At 41.6% G+C, this 14,404-nt stretch carries 13 protein-coding genes; 11 read left to right on the top strand and 2 right to left on the bottom strand.

Features of this window, described 5'->3' with window-relative positions; translation table 11 throughout:
- Positions 1-39: 39 nt before the first annotated feature.
- Positions 40-1,584: an extracellular solute-binding protein gene (locus NST47_RS23700; protein ID WP_341157331.1), complete on the top strand. Its 1,545-nt coding sequence runs from the start codon at positions 40-42 to the stop codon at positions 1,582-1,584.
- A gap of 27 nt (positions 1,585-1,611) precedes the next feature.
- Complete coding sequence (locus NST47_RS23695; protein WP_341157330.1) at positions 1,612-2,280, top strand: carboxylesterase family protein; 669 nt, start codon at positions 1,612-1,614, stop codon at positions 2,278-2,280.
- A gap of 421 nt (positions 2,281-2,701) precedes the next feature.
- On the opposite strand, the gene NST47_RS23690 is transcribed toward NST47_RS23695, so the two are convergent.
- Positions 2,702-3,622, bottom strand: a complete 921-nt coding sequence (locus NST47_RS23690; protein ID WP_341157329.1) for an SDR family oxidoreductase — start codon at positions 3,620-3,622, stop codon at positions 2,702-2,704.
- Between the two features lie 482 nt (positions 3,623-4,104).
- A complete protein-coding gene (locus NST47_RS23685) occupies positions 4,105-4,671 on the bottom strand; it encodes a TetR/AcrR family transcriptional regulator (RefSeq protein ID WP_341157328.1) in 567 nt (188 codons plus the stop codon).
- A gap of 204 nt (positions 4,672-4,875) precedes the next feature.
- Here NST47_RS23685 and NST47_RS23680 point away from each other — a divergent pair, with 204 nt between their 5' ends.
- The 9 genes from NST47_RS23680 (at position 4,876) to NST47_RS23640 (ending at position 14,367) form a co-directional block, all read left to right on the top strand.
- Positions 4,876-5,553: a PspA/IM30 family protein gene (locus NST47_RS23680; RefSeq protein ID WP_341157327.1), complete on the top strand. Its 678-nt coding sequence runs from the start codon at positions 4,876-4,878 to the stop codon at positions 5,551-5,553.
- 27 nt (positions 5,554-5,580) lie between these two features.
- Positions 5,581-6,612 carry a TFIIB-type zinc ribbon-containing protein gene (locus NST47_RS23675; RefSeq protein ID WP_341157326.1) on the top strand — a complete coding sequence of 344 codons (1,032 nt, stop codon included), beginning with the start codon at positions 5,581-5,583 and terminating at the stop codon, positions 6,610-6,612.
- Positions 6,609-7,409, top strand: coding sequence for a TPM domain-containing protein (locus tag NST47_RS23670; RefSeq protein ID WP_341157325.1), 801 nt, complete (start codon positions 6,609-6,611; stop codon positions 7,407-7,409). The genes NST47_RS23675 and NST47_RS23670 overlap by 4 nt, the downstream gene beginning before the upstream one ends.
- 19 nt (positions 7,410-7,428) lie before the next feature.
- On the top strand, positions 7,429-8,412 hold the full coding sequence (locus NST47_RS23665; protein ID WP_341157324.1) for an SPFH domain-containing protein: 984 nt from the start codon (positions 7,429-7,431) through the stop codon (positions 8,410-8,412).
- Positions 8,413-8,633: 221 nt separating this feature from the next.
- Complete coding sequence (locus NST47_RS23660) at positions 8,634-9,365, top strand: YheC/YheD family protein (protein ID WP_341157323.1); 732 nt, start codon at positions 8,634-8,636, stop codon at positions 9,363-9,365.
- Between the two features lie 606 nt (positions 9,366-9,971).
- Entirely contained in the window at positions 9,972-10,217 is a 246-nt protein-coding gene (locus tag NST47_RS23655; protein ID WP_341157322.1) for a hypothetical protein, read from the top strand.
- A complete protein-coding gene (locus NST47_RS23650; RefSeq protein ID WP_341157321.1) occupies positions 10,192-10,689 on the top strand; it encodes a recombinase family protein in 498 nt (165 codons plus the stop codon). Before NST47_RS23655 ends, NST47_RS23650 begins: the two co-directional genes overlap by 26 nt.
- 22 nt (positions 10,690-10,711) lie before the next feature.
- Positions 10,712-11,173 carry a hypothetical protein gene (locus tag NST47_RS23645; RefSeq protein WP_341157320.1) on the top strand — a complete coding sequence of 154 codons (462 nt, stop codon included), beginning with the start codon at positions 10,712-10,714 and terminating at the stop codon, positions 11,171-11,173.
- A 443-nt stretch (positions 11,174-11,616) separates the two neighbouring features.
- Positions 11,617-14,367, top strand: coding sequence for an AAA domain-containing protein (locus NST47_RS23640; protein WP_341157319.1), 2,751 nt, complete (start codon positions 11,617-11,619; stop codon positions 14,365-14,367).
- Positions 14,368-14,404: the final 37 nt, after the last annotated feature.

Below are 14,404 nucleotides of genomic sequence, written 5' to 3'. Positions count from 1 at the left end.
ATAAAATATCACGTTCATTGAAAAGGGAGGATTTTACACATGTTTCAACACGAACCATGGTTTCGCAAGAACGTAAAGGCGACTACTGCCGTCTGTCTGATTGCGGCACTGCTTACTGCCTGCGGTGGTGACAAGATAGACAGGGGGACGGCGGCAACAGCTGATAAAGCGGGAGCTAAGGAAAAGCCTACTGAAATCAGCATTCTCACCGAATTTAATACGACAGAGGCCCCAAGTGCCGATAATCCGGTACTGAAGGAATTTGAGAAACGCACGAATACGAAGTTGTCAATTACATGGGTATCACCAAATAATTACGGGGAAAAGCAGAATACGGTGCTGGCCTCTGGGGAAATACCGGATCTGATGAAAGTCAGCGATTTAATCAACCCGCTTATGCGTCAGATGGTCGATCAGGGGGCATTCTGGGATTTGACGCCTTATCTGAAGGAATACCCGCATTTGATGGAGTATCCCAAGGAAGTATGGGAGAAGACGAGAATCAACGGAAAAAACTTCATCATCCCTTCCGTGCGTCCGCTTGAAGGAGGAAACTCGCTGCCATCCATCCGTAAGGATTGGTTGGACAAGCTGAATTTGAAAATGCCGGAAACGTTAGATGAATTGTACGGGGCACTGAAAGCGTTTACGCTCAATGACCCTGATGGAGACGGTAAACCAAACACGCTTGGCTATTCGATGAATGAATACAATTTTGTGCAAAATGTGCTGAATGGCAGCAACGGTAAATGGAAGGTGCAGGATGGCAAGCTGATCAATACTGAACTCGAACCGGGTACACATGACGCGCTGATCTGGTTGAATAGGCTGTACAAGGAAAAGCTGATTCCCGAAGATTTCGCTGCGATGAAAGGATCGCAAACGGAGGATATGGCAAAAGCGGGGAAGGTAGGCTTGCATACAGATACAGTGGAGGGCATCTGGCGTTCGACGGCTGAATTGGTTAAAACGAACCCGAAGGCGGATTTCCTTCCTTTCACCAGTTTAAAGGGTCCGTTCGGCAATGTCGCTTTCCAAACCTCGGGTTATTCCGGGCTGTTCCTGATTCCGAAAAAGGTTCCTGAGGACAAGGTGAAGAAAATTCTTGCGCTGATGGATTATGGAGCGTCCGAGGAAGGATTTTTGCTGGCCTGCTACGGGTTCGAGGGTGTACACTACAAAGTACAGGACGGATTTAAAGTAACAACTGAGCAGGCGACAAAGGACAGCGTCGCGCAGAGTTCCTTCGGTAAAATTTTTGAACGGTATGACAAATATTTGTGGGCTTACCGGACGGGAATGCCAAAAGATGTATTAGAACGCAACAAAAAGATTGTTGACGAGCGCCTGAAGATAAGCATTGCGGATCCTTCGATTGGCCTTGTGTCCGAAACGAATCAAAAGCTTGGAGCCGATTATACGAAAAAAATTATTGATTTGAAGGTAAAAGTAATCATGGGCAAAGAACCGATCGAAGCCTGGGATAGCTTTGTGAAACAGTTGAAGTCGGATGCCAACTATATGAAGATTATCGAGGAATATAACAAAGCCTATCAGGAACGTGCTAAAGCAAGCAGCAAATAAACTACCCTACGTGAGGAGACAACAATGTTGAAACAGCAAGAATGCAAGCTTGACAAAGAAATAACGAAACAAGTAAAACTTGATTATCTGCTCTATTTGCCAGTCGGATACGAAGTAACCAATCGTGAATGGCCGCTCATTTTATTCCTGCATGGACGTGGTGAGCGAGGCACGGATCTGAGCCGTCTACAACAATACGGACTCCCGAAGCTAGTCGAGGAACAAGAGGATTTTCCCTTTATCGTCGTATCACCGCAATGTCCATTATACACGACCTGGGGTTTAGAAAGTGATGCTTTACTTGCTCTGCTGGATGATGTGTCTGCGCGATACGCGGTGGACAGAAGCCGGATTTATTTGACGGGAATTAGCATGGGTGGCTTTGGCACGTGGAATTTAGCAACGGATGCTCCGGCAAGATTCGCGGCAATCGCCCCGATTTGTTCCACAGGACCAACGGAAAAAGTCCATATGCTGAAGGACGTTCCGGTATGGGTGTTTCATGGTGCAAAGGATACAACTGTACCCGTGCATCATGCAGAAGAAATGGTTGAGAAGCTTAAAGCATGCGGAGGCAATCCGCGTCTGACGATTTATCCGGAAGCCGATCATGCTGGCTTGACACCCGTTTTCTTCAATATGGAGATATACGACTGGTTCCTGCAGCATAGGAGGAATACGTCGCACTCTGAATAGGAAATTCTATAGATAAGAGACTTAACGGAGCGTATCTACACGCTCCGTTTGTTTGTCTTTACAGAGGGATACTTGTAAAGGGGAATGATGCTTCACTTGAAATTAATGCAGAACGAATTGAGAGCAAACATTAATCTTTATGATTAACAAAATGTGGAGCAATCAAGTAATACAACGCGCACTAAATGAAGAAAATAAGACTCTTGTAATAGCAGAAAACAAGTAAAAACCAAATATGACACATTATTTATGCCACAAGCAAACACATCAGCAGACAAATACAAATTACCAAAAGATGATAGAAGGAATTACTATAAAGAATTATTAAGAACTGAACTGGAGCCTCAAGTTGTGACCACTCCTGTTAATAATGGCGTTCTTTCCTTAAAATAAAAGGTACGGCGACAATTACTGGATTACATTAGTCGATCTTGATCTTATCCTTGTGTTTATCGACCCAATGTTTAAAGGATATCCTTGGTATCCCAAACTTCGTTAAAGCCTCATAATCCACTATAGATCCTACATCATTCATCCAGTCATGAGAATTCACTACACTTGGATAGAGTCCCCTTGCTACGGCAGCTTCATTGCTTAATGACACGGAAGTGACTTTTTTGCCCATTACTTCGGTCAGGATCGCGGCTGCCTCTCCCATAGTAAGCGATTCTCCTGCAAAAGTAATATCTTGTTTATGAAAAAGGTCAGGTTGTTCAAATGCCGCCCTTGCATAGGCGGCGATATTCTCACCGCAGATCATATCTACGCGTGTATCCGGTTGTAAAGCACTGAAAATGATGCCTTTCCCAAGCTCGGGATTCATAAATGGTGCCAAGGTTTCGGTGAAATTTTCCATAAACCAGGTAGGGTGCAGGATGGTCCATGTATCGAATCCGGCGTTCCGGATATGATCCTCAATCTCCCATTTATGATCCCAATAGCTGACGATCGATGCATGCTTATTCCAGCGGGGAAACCTGTCGGAGCCCATTGAAGAGGTATGAACCACTTGGCGTACTCCCGCCTTAATGGAAGCTTGTAACAGGTTATAAGCATTTCGCGGTTCCACAGACGAGTCATCCGGGTCCGTATATTGTACAGAAAACATGGCTGTGATGCCGGCTAGTGCGGCACTCAAAGTTTCGGGCATACTCATATCGCCGTAAACGACCTCGGCACCCGCTTTGACTAAAAGCTGTGCGGCTTCCAAATCAGGATGGCGAGTAAGCACGCGAACCCGATGGCCATGCGCCAATAACTCGCGTGCTACGTTACCCCCTTGGGTTCCAGTTCCTCCGACAACCAAAATGATTGGTTTCGCTTTAGACTCCTTTGTTTCCATTATACTTAAACCTCCTGAATGACTTATGGTTTGCGATCGCATGCTAAATATATCACTTAAAACATACAATTTCAATACATAAGTAATAAATAACATTACTACGGTAATGTTTAATTGTATAAAGGTACAGGGATCCGTAATGGTGCCTAAGGATAACCGCAAATCCGCGCTGTAAGGAGGATTGTCACCCTTGCAGCAGCCGAGTAACCTCTAAGTCACTGGAAACTGGAAAATTATCGGAAATAGACAGGTTTTGTTCTTGAAATGGGGTTGAAACGAGAGAGTTAATAACCGGTGGCGGGGGTAGAGGAACTGCTTATTAATCATGCGGAGAAATAATACGGAAGCGGCAAATAGGCTCCATCCAAAACAGCTGGAGCGGAAGAAAGCGCAGCTTCCGGAAAAGTGGTACAAGCTGAAGGAGATAGGTCGATTTGCGGTGTCGTCAGGAGTAATATAGCCAATTGGTATGAAAACGATGATCATTTCACTATTAGCAAATTTTCAAACCGTTTCCTGCTTTCTTCCAGAACATCGAAACTACCGTTAGAGATTGCCCAATGAACACATACGCCATTGGCTATACAACACATCGAATCGTGCAAATCTACAGCACTCGCCGGGTTTTTCACTTGCCCCGCGTCTTTGGCTCGTTGAATCAGAGTTGGAATAATGCTGCCCAATAACGATGATTTGCCTTTATCGAACGGAATTTGGCTTCGAAAGTGGACCCTGTAAAATTCCTTGGTCAGTTCGACTCCCGAATGAACAATGTGTTTAACATAAATCTCCATTGCTTTCATGGCCTGATTGGCATAATCACTGTCAGACAGAATATCCAGAATATCATCATTGGATATCAGATTGTCAACCAAAAAGAATTCAGATATTAACTCATCCTTGGATTTGAAATAGTAGTAGAACGCGGTTTTAGTCACATTAATCTCTTTACAAATCTGATTAAGCGTTACTTGATCAAATCCGTGTTTAATAAATAAATTTATAGCTGTGGACAAAATAACTTCTTTTGTTGTGCCTCTAGTGCTCATTTGTGCTCCACTCCTTTACCCTTAGTATAAATCATTTAACAAAGGAATAGTAATCGATTACCTTGGTAATGTTTAAGTTTAATAAGGTTTTGAGTTTGCTTTTGTTATGGTTTCGACAGCAACCGTATAAAGATTTATAATAGGAGAAGATTACACAGGTTTGAAGTAGGATGCAGCAGCCAATTATTTTGCGGGGAGGTCCTCATGGGAATTTTATCAAGGTTTAGAGATATTATGGCCAGTAATATGAATGCCTTACTGGACAAGGCGGAAGATCCGGAGAAGACGATAGATAACTTCATGCGGAACGTGAACATCGACTTAGGCAAGGTGAAAGCAGAAACGGCTTCGGTGTTGGCAGATGAGCGAAGAACGAAGAGAACGCTGGATGATTGCCAAGCCGAGATCAGCAAGCTGCAGCATTATGCCGAGAAGGCCGTGGAAGCCGGCAATGAGGGGGATGCCAGAAAGTTTCTGGAGAAGAAGGTGCTGCTCACAGAGAAAGAAAGGGGGCTGCAAGCCGCGTATGACGTAGCTTCTTTGAACGCTGCTAGCATGAAGCAAATGCAGGACAAACTGGTGTCGGATATCGGTCAGTTGGAAGCACGGCGTGACCAATTGAAAGGGAAAATGGCGGCGGCCAAAGTGCAGCAAAGATTGAATTCCATCGGCTCAGCCTTGGGCGGCGGCAATGATGCTGTGTTCGAAGCCATGGAAGAGAAGGTCAACAGAGATTATGATGAAGCCATTGCCATTGCCGAGCTTAGAGCAGGTAAGAAGGACGATCTTGATGAGCTATTTGCACAGGATGGGAAAAGCTCTAGTAGGAATGCTGAAGATGAATTGGCTGCAATCAAAGAGAAAATGAAAAAGAATAAATAACAGTTTCTTCGATCAAGAGGTGAGCAGATGCAGGTTATCGAATACAAATGTCCAAACTGCGGTAGTGGCATGGTCTTTGACAGTGAAACAGGGATGTTATCTTGTGAGAGCTGTGGAAGAAAGGACAATATTGAGCAAATTCCTGATCCTTTGACGAAAAATACTTTTTCAGCAGATGAGGCAAATGAATATCATTGCAATAGCTGTGGAGCCGTCATTATGACTGAATCAGAGACGACTGCAACGGTATGCAGTTTTTGCGGGTCGGGTGTAGTACTTGGTGATCGGCTGACAGGGAAGCTGGCTCCGGCGATGGTCATCCCTTTTTCGATAAGCAAGGATGAAGCGATGCAAGCTTTTCGGAAATGGTGCAGGAATGGCCTTCTGACGCCAATGGGGTTTATGACAGCAGATCGAATCAAGGGCATCACCGGGATGTATGTACCTTTCTGGCTGTATGCATTAAATAATAAAATTGAGGTTCAGGCCCATGCCGCAAAAGTGAGAACGTACAGGCAAGGTGACTATGAGTATACGGAAACGCAGCATTTTGAGGTATACCGGAAGATCCGTTTAAATTATGTAAAGGTTCCGATTGATGCTTCGGAGAAAATGAATGATGAACTCATGGATAAATTAGAGCCTTTCCCTTACGATCAATTAAAAAGTTTTAAAACCCCTTACCTCGCCGGTTACATTGCTGAAAAATATAGTTATAATGACGAGGAGCTTTTACCGCGGGCTAAAGATAAAATTAGTACGTATATAGATTCTTATATTCAGTCAGCGATGGCGGGGTATAGCACGGTGAACTATACCAGCAAGCAAATTGATACAATATTAAAAAATGCGGATTATGCCCTGCTTCCGGTATGGGTGGTCCATTATGACTACAATAAATTGGAGTATACGTTTGCGATGAATGGTCAGACGGGACAGGTGGTTGGCAAGCCTCCGATTAGCAAGGCGAAAGTGACAGCTTGGTTTGCAGGCATTTCCGGCATTACTTTCCTTTCGCTGAAGCTTATCTCATGGATGATGGGGGGAGGATTTTGGTGAAAAGAAATAGAGCGATCCTGGCAGTCTTGTTATTCATCGCTGTTTTTCTAGCTGTCCCCATAGAGCTTATGGCGGCGGGCAAAACGGCTCCAACGGAATTGAAGCAATTGGTTTATGATGATGCGGGTTTGCTAAATCAACAAGAGTATGATGAGCTCAATACCATGGCGAATCAATACGGAGCCCAAAGAGAAACAGACATTATTATAGTTACTTCCAGCAATACCAAGAACATCGATGTTAAGAAAATGACGCAAGATTTTTACGATGAGCATGCACCCGGATATGATAAACCTCATGGCAATGCGGTCATTTTGACGATGGACATGAAGAATAGAGAGGTGTATTTGGCCGGATTTTATAAAGCAGAGCAGTATCTGGATGACGTAAGGCTTGATAAAATACGCTCCAGGATTAGCCCGGATTTAACGAGTGGCAACTTTAAGCTAGCCTTCCAAAAATATATTCAAACCGCTCACAAATATATGGGATTCCGCCCAGGAGTGAACCCGGACAATATATTATTTAGTAGTTGGTTTCAAGTGGCGGTTTCAATTGGCCTTGCGGGAATCATCGTTGGTAGGATGGCTTATCATTCAGGCGGCCGTTCTAAGGTGCATCGGCAGACCTACGAGGATGAGGGAAGTTCAGGGATACTGGAACATCGAGACGATTACCTTCGGACAACCACATCGAAAAGGAAGATCGAAACAAACAAAAGCGGCGGTTCGCGCGGCGGAGGCGGAGGGACTACAGGAGGCGGTCATTCGCATAGCGGCAGCAGAGGTTCATTTTAATTGAAGGGGTGGATACAGAATGGTGTTTTTCGGAAACCAATTTGCTAATGTTGTGGAATGGGAAGAGTTTAGAGACGATATGATTTTTTGGAAGTGGAGCAATCGAGAGATAAAAAAAGGGAGCAAGTTAATTATCCGCTCTGGTCAAGACGCGATTTTCGTAAATAACGGCAAGATCGAAGGGATTTTTGAGGATGAAGGGGAGTATAACATTGCGTCTGAGATCATCCCATTCTTATCCACGTTAAAAGGGTTTAAGTTTGGATTTAACAGCGGGATGAGAGTAGAGGTCTTATTCGTTAATACGAAGGAGTTTACCGTCAAATGGGGGACGCAGAATCCGGTTCTGATTCCGACTCCCCAGCTTCCGGGTGGTGTGCCCATTCGTGCCAACGGTACGTTCAATTTTAAAGTAAACGATTATGTGACGCTCATGGATAAGATTGCCGGGATGAAAGACAGTTATCTTGTTGAGGACGTGAAAATCCGGATTACTTCCGTGCTGGACCAGTTGTTAATGAAATGGATCAGCAGAGAAGGGAAGGACATGTTTAATCTGCAGGCGAATGCTTTCGAAATTGCCAAAGGCATTCGTGAAGATCTGGATATGGAAGTCATGGACAATGGCATGACGATTACAGGCTTTCATGTGATGAGCTTCAATTACCCTCAAGAAATTCAAGATATGATTACAAAGACGGCTTCACATGAAATGATCGGCAATTTGCAAAAGTATCAACAAGTTTCCATGACAGACGGTATTGCATCCGGTAACATAAAAGGCGGCGGCGCTGCTTCCGACATGGCTGGCATGATGATGGGGATGAACGTAGCGAATGAAATGATGAAAAATATGAACCCAAGTCAAAAGCCTCAGGCTGAGAACCAGCCTACGCCTTCAGCGTCTGGAGGTAATCCAAAACCGAACTTCTGTCCGAACTGTGGCACGAAAAACGAAGGAGCTAACTTCTGCTCGAATTGCGGCCATAAACTAAACCAGTAACTGTGGTTGTGACGGGACAGAAATGGTTGCGCGAATCATTAATAAATAAATTTTATATAACGAAGCATGATTAAGCTCATATCGGGCTTGTCGTGCTTTTTTTGTTTACATATAATTCCATTCGCGTGTTCGGAAGATATATTTTAAAACCAACTAAAGCCTGTACCCTACATTTACTAATGCTCATATTATAATCGAGCGAAGATTGAGGAGGTTGTTATGTGAAAAAAGAAAAGTACAAAATGGGCAAATTAGGGAAACATAATTTCATGAAAAGATATAAGGCTGTAAATAATTTCCTGCCTGATACTCGGATAGCCACTAAATCGAATATTAAAACAATGATAAAATGGTATGAGTCACTGTACTTAAAACCTGATGAGGGCACAGGAGGTCATGGCATATATAAAATAACAAAAACCAAAAACGGGTATTCGTTAAGAAGCGGGACTGCCTCTAAATATTTCAATTCAATTGACGCTTTATATGGTTCGCTTCATATATTATTCACCAGAAATAAGTATGTAGTTCAGAAAGGTATTGATTTGTTAAAACACAACAAACGAGCATTTGACATCAGAGTTATGGTACAAAAGAACGAAAATAAAACATTGATCCCGACGGGTATTATTGGAAGGTTAGCGAAGCCTAAAAAAATAGTAACTAATTATCATTCTGGAGGCACTCCATTGCCAATAGACACGTTACTCAAGTCACATCTTAAAAGAGATTCAAGGAGACAATACATTCAAAGAATTGAGAAATTAGGAAAAGTAGCTAGCAATGTTCTTGGTAAAAGTTATAGAAGTAAGCGAGCCTTTGGTGTTGATATAGCAATTGACTCTAAAATGAAGCCGTGGATTCTGGAGATTAATACTCGACCTGATATGAGTATTTTTAAGACTTTGAAGAATAAAACGATGTACAAGAGAATTCTGAAATACTCAAAATAAAAGGATGAGCTTAAGGGACCATATAAAAATATTGTTGTGGTTTGGACTAAGAAAAGGGACATATGAATTTAGATGTCCCTTTTCCATCCTGATCAGTAATTACTTCTTTACTAACCTGATAGCTGCAAATCGTTAGGAACAGATGGGAATGGAAACAGTCAGAGCGTTCCCAGGCGAGCCGTCAGTAAAATCACGGGGTATCAAAAGACGGTTCCAGTAAAATTCCCAGGGTCCGTTCAAGGTAACAATCCCGTCTTCCCGAGGATGCCATTGCTGATGGCGGTGCACTTCACCAAATAATCAGACCCATCAGCAAGCAAGCAGCGAATTTCATTATGCCTTCTCCTCAGACATACACGTTTTGGACGCATTACGCGTCAGTTTGTCTACCCCCAGCGCGAAAGTTTAGGGTAACGGCTGAATGTAGATGCAAGAGGAACATGACAAGAATATTACAGGATTATGGAAGAAGCGAACAATAAAACCGATTGCCACCTCATAAACCCAATAGATTAGCCAAGGAAAAGTCATACTTACTTTAACATATGTATAGTTCAGTAGATTGGTATCCATGGGGGGAAGATTAACAAGATAGAGCGAAGATTCATGATTGAAGATAAACAAATTAAACATGTTGCTGTGTACTTACGTAAGTCACGGGATGACGGTGATTACGAGGATGTACTATCGAAGCACAGGGATATCCTGCTTGCCATCGTAAATAGTAAAAATTGGACCTACCGCCTATATGAAGAAGGCATGTGGACGAATGGTAAGCCACCGTTTCCTTACTATTATGATAAGAACCCAAGAACGGTACTTGTCGATGAAACGAAGCTTCCGAATTTATAGACCAATTGTTGAAAAATACCTGAATGGAACCAACCTTGGACATATTGCAATTTGGCTTACGGACAATAAAATACCTACCCATTACAACATCAAGCCTGATGGACGGGACAAGGGATGGTCGAATGTTACAGTTCAACGATTATTGGCGAGCGAAATTCATTTAGGTTACATTACGTATGGCAGAACACGTTCTAAGCGGGGACAGATTGAGCTTGTGCCTGAAGAGGAACGAATTAAAGTGATGGGTACACACAAAAAGCTGAAAACTGAGGAAGAACATGAAGCAATTATGGAGAGGTTACTAAAGAATCGGATGCTGAATCCCAATTCCAGAAGGAATATATTCCCGTTGTCGGGATTGCTGTACTGCGAGAAGTGTGGTTCCAGGATGAGGTTTCGGGTAGGGGATAACAAGAAACAGGGGCAGCATTGGAGCGCATTATGCTACCATCAATACAAAAGACGGGAGTAAATGTGAGCAGAGGGGTAAAGTGATGGATGCAGAATTTTTTAGTGCTTTGTATGACCGGATTATCCAAGTTGACCCGAATATATTGCGTGAGATTGAGTTGCACGGTAATCGGTATACGGATACGCAGGCGATAATCGAAGTGAAGGAGCAAGAGTTAAAGAAGCAGAAGCGGGCATTGGATAAGCTGCATGAGTCGTATGAAGAGGATATGATTACGAAGCAGGTGTTTATGGAACGCAAGACTGTAAGGTCGAGACAAATTCAGAAACTGGAGGAAGAACTGAAGGATTTACGGAAAGTGGTTGTGGTTGAAAGTAATTATCCGTCGGTCGAGAAGATATATGATCGGATTGGACAGTTTAGGAAATTGTGGAGTACCGCGGCGACGTCGGAAGAGAAGAATAGGGCGTTGAAGAGGTTGGTAGAGCGTATTGTTTATAATAGAGAAGATAACCGGATTGAATTGAAGGTTTGTTATAAATAAATCACAGAGATCAATACTTGGAGGAGCCGAGCTTATGGAAAAAATTCCATAGGCTTATTGTGGTTGGCAGACTATTAAACAATTCAAAAATAATATTCGAAATTTACGACGGACAAAGGTTAACCGGATATCATGACTAAGGAGCTAACTCGAACTACAAAAAACCAGGCTTAAAGCACTATAAAATTGAGAGTTATTGTGTCGGTATGTGTAATAATATGGTATCATTGGGGAAGTTGAACATATTCAAAATTAAGCTGAAAGGACATATTCAATGAGTCTTTTTATATAACAGATTTTTTAAAAGAGATCGGCAGATTGAATGTAGGATCAAAAAGCGTTAGTCTAAGTAAACTATATTTGGAGATATGGCTGCTCTATCCCTTCAAACTAGGTAAGGACTATTTACCCTTATTAAATCTATATACAGAGGAATTGAAATAATGGATGAAAGCAGTATTTTAATTATAACGGATAAAGGTGATCAAACAGCCGACATTGCTGATTATGAGTTTTATGAAAATCAAGTGCATGTTCGCTTTAAGAAGCAGATCAAAACCTATACATATTATTCGAGCAGTATTATCATAAAAAATAATCCGATAGTCTTGAATGTAAGCGATAAGATCGTTTGTTATCTTAATATGCCCCTACGTAATGTACGGGAAATTCTGGATTTTCAAGGCATCTACAAAGTTTTTTTCAAGAATAAGAAACCGCAAATTTATGAGTCTTTCCAAATCAGCATAGTAAACAAAGAGAGTATGCATAGTAAGACATTGAGATTAATGGATTATTGGGAAGATATTGCACAATTTATAAAGACAGATGACGAAAATGAAGCTTTTTTGAAAAGAGAGCTTAACAAAATGCATTCCATACATCCTGACAGCGTACTGGCAGCTTACATAACTCAAACCCCTTTAACCCAAACTGTCTCCAGTAAAATACCTGTTATTTTTCCATTCCGATTTAACTTGAGCCAGAAACAGGCGCTTGAACAGGCTCTCACCAGTCAAGTTTCTATTATTGAAGGCCCTCCGGGCACAGGGAAAACACAAACCATTCTTAATATTATTGCGAACTTGGCTATCATGCGTAATAAATCTGTTGCGGTAGTATCAGGTAATAATGCAGCAGTACAAAATGTGAAGGATAAGCTGCAAAAGAATGGTTATGATTTCATTGTTGCTTCCTTAGGCAATATGAAGAACAGAAAAGCTTTTTTTCAAAACTTACCTACCTATAATGTAGCTGAATGGAAAACCGAACTTCAAGAAGAACAAATTACAAAAAAAGTCTCCAGTTTGACCGAGCGGCTTAACCGTTTATTGGAACTGGCTAATCGGAAAGCGAAAATTGATCAAGAGTTGGCGGCCTACATACTGGAGCAGAAGCATTTTCAAGTGCATTATGAAAAACAAAGCATAGGTGAACTGGAGCGGTTATTTTTACATCGCCAAACACCAGAAAGAATAATTGCCTTTTTGGCAGATGAATATTTTGTGGGAGAACGGGCAGATCGATTTTTGAATAAAGCTAAATTGCTAATTAAATATGGGTTCACTGATTTTAAAAAGCTGAAGAACAACCGTGTGGATTTAACCACTAAATTGCAGATGAAGTATTACGAATCGAAATTAGCGGAACTAGAAAAGCAAAGGGATAAAATTCAGCTTGAGTTAGATCAAGGATCGTTTGAAGAACTGCTGAATCAACATGAAACTCTTTCCTCAGAATTGTTCAAACATAAGCTGTATGAGAAGTATCAAGCTAAAAAGCCCTTTAATGGGGACGTTAATAGTTACAAGAAGGACTTTGACGTATTTATTAGCCAGTTTCCCATACTATTGAGCACGACTCATTCTTTGCGAGCCAGTATACCGGAAGGCTATTTATTCGATTATTTGATTATTGACGAATCTTCTCAAGTTGACTTGCTGACTGGTGTGCTGGCTTTGTCCTGCTGCAAGCAGGCTATCATTGTCGGTGACACCAAGCAATTGCCGCAAATTGTAGATGCTAGAATTCTAAATAAAATTAATACTGCGCATATAGAGGAAGTGTACGATTATTTTAAACATAGCTTGCTCTCCTCCATGCTTTCTGTTTATGGTGAAAATATTCCCAAAGTAATGTTAAAGGAACATTATAGGTGCCATCCGAAAATTATTGGGTTCTGCAACAATCAATATTATGGTGAAGACTTAATTCCGTTTACTTCTGAAAAGGAAACCGATGTTCCAATTCGGCTTCATTATACTTCTTTGGGCAATCATATGAGAAAGGTAACCATAAAAGGCAAGGAGGGCAGCTTCAATCATAGAGAAATCGATGTATTTAAAGAAGAGATTTTGAAAGAACTTAGACTGGATCAAGTCTCCAATGAAGATATTGGGTTTACAACCCCTTACCGCTTGCAGGTCGAGGAGGCGAATAAGATGTTAGAGCAAGATATTGAGGTAGATACGGTTCATAAGTATCAAGGTCGTGAGAAACCAGTTATGATCTTATCAACCGTCCTTGATCAAACTAGAAATGGTAAAATAGGAAGAAATTTTGTAGAAAATTCATGCTTGGTTAATGTGGCGGTCTCCAGAGCACAAAAGCAGTTTATTCTTGTGACCGACCATGCATTATTTCGAAATTCGCGCAAGGATATTGGAAATTTGATCCGCTATATCGAATACAGCATACTCCATGAGCACATTACAAATAGCGAGCTTATTTCTGTATTTGACTTGCTCTATAGCGAATATTCAGCAAAACTAAATCACTTACAAAACCGATTGGGTAACAGGTCGAGGTATAAATCTGAGAATATCATGTGGCGTGTGTTAAGTGACTTGTTAAATGAAGAACAGTATAAATGTGTTACGTTTGGTACTCAGGTTTATTTGAAGGATTTATTGAATGAGACAGAGCGTCTTGACGAAGCGGAAAAAAAGTATATGAAAAACAGGGCATCAGTGGATTTTGTTATTTACGATTTGCTTAACAAGCAGCCTCTTTTAATTATCGAGGTGGATGGATTTGCTTCCCATAGAAATAATAGGGATCAAATCGAACGGGATAAGCTCAAAAATGAAATACTGGAAAAATATCGTTTGCCTTTATTAAGACTGCCAACTACTGGCTCAGATGAAGAAAAGAAAATTCGGCAGGAATTGGATCTAATTTTGTTCAACAAATGATCAGGGCATTAACAAGCGCTTATAAAGCTAAAGGTTA

Origin of the sequence: Paenibacillus sp. FSL H8-0034 (assembly GCF_038000305.1) — a bacterium.
Lineage (GTDB): Bacteria > Bacillota > Bacilli > Paenibacillales > NBRC-103111 > Paenibacillus_S.
This window is presented reverse-complemented; position numbering and strand designations above follow the sequence as displayed.

What these genes read in the sequence shown, in the direction of transcription:
- NST47_RS23700 (WP_341157331.1), top strand. Translation starts at nt 40, where the DNA reads ATGTTTCAACACGAACCATGGTTTCGCAAGAACGTAAAGGCGACTACT.
- NST47_RS23650 (WP_341157321.1), top strand. Translation starts at nt 10,192, where the DNA reads ATGAAACGAAGCTTCCGAATTTATAGACCAATTGTTGAAAAATACCTG.
- NST47_RS23680 (WP_341157327.1), top strand. Translation starts at nt 4,876, where the DNA reads ATGGGAATTTTATCAAGGTTTAGAGATATTATGGCCAGTAATATGAAT.
- NST47_RS23645 (WP_341157320.1), top strand. Translation starts at nt 10,712, where the DNA reads ATGGATGCAGAATTTTTTAGTGCTTTGTATGACCGGATTATCCAAGTT.
- NST47_RS23690 (WP_341157329.1), bottom strand. Translation starts at nt 3,622, where the DNA reads ATGGAAACAAAGGAGTCTAAAGCGAAACCAATCATTTTGGTTGTCGGA.
- NST47_RS23665 (WP_341157324.1), top strand. Translation starts at nt 7,429, where the DNA reads ATGGTGTTTTTCGGAAACCAATTTGCTAATGTTGTGGAATGGGAAGAG.
- NST47_RS23685 (WP_341157328.1), bottom strand. Translation starts at nt 4,671, where the DNA reads ATGAGCACTAGAGGCACAACAAAAGAAGTTATTTTGTCCACAGCTATA.
- NST47_RS23675 (WP_341157326.1), top strand. Translation starts at nt 5,581, where the DNA reads ATGCAGGTTATCGAATACAAATGTCCAAACTGCGGTAGTGGCATGGTC.
- NST47_RS23640 (WP_341157319.1), top strand. Translation starts at nt 11,617, where the DNA reads ATGGATGAAAGCAGTATTTTAATTATAACGGATAAAGGTGATCAAACA.
- NST47_RS23655 (WP_341157322.1), top strand. Translation starts at nt 9,972, where the DNA reads ATGATTGAAGATAAACAAATTAAACATGTTGCTGTGTACTTACGTAAG.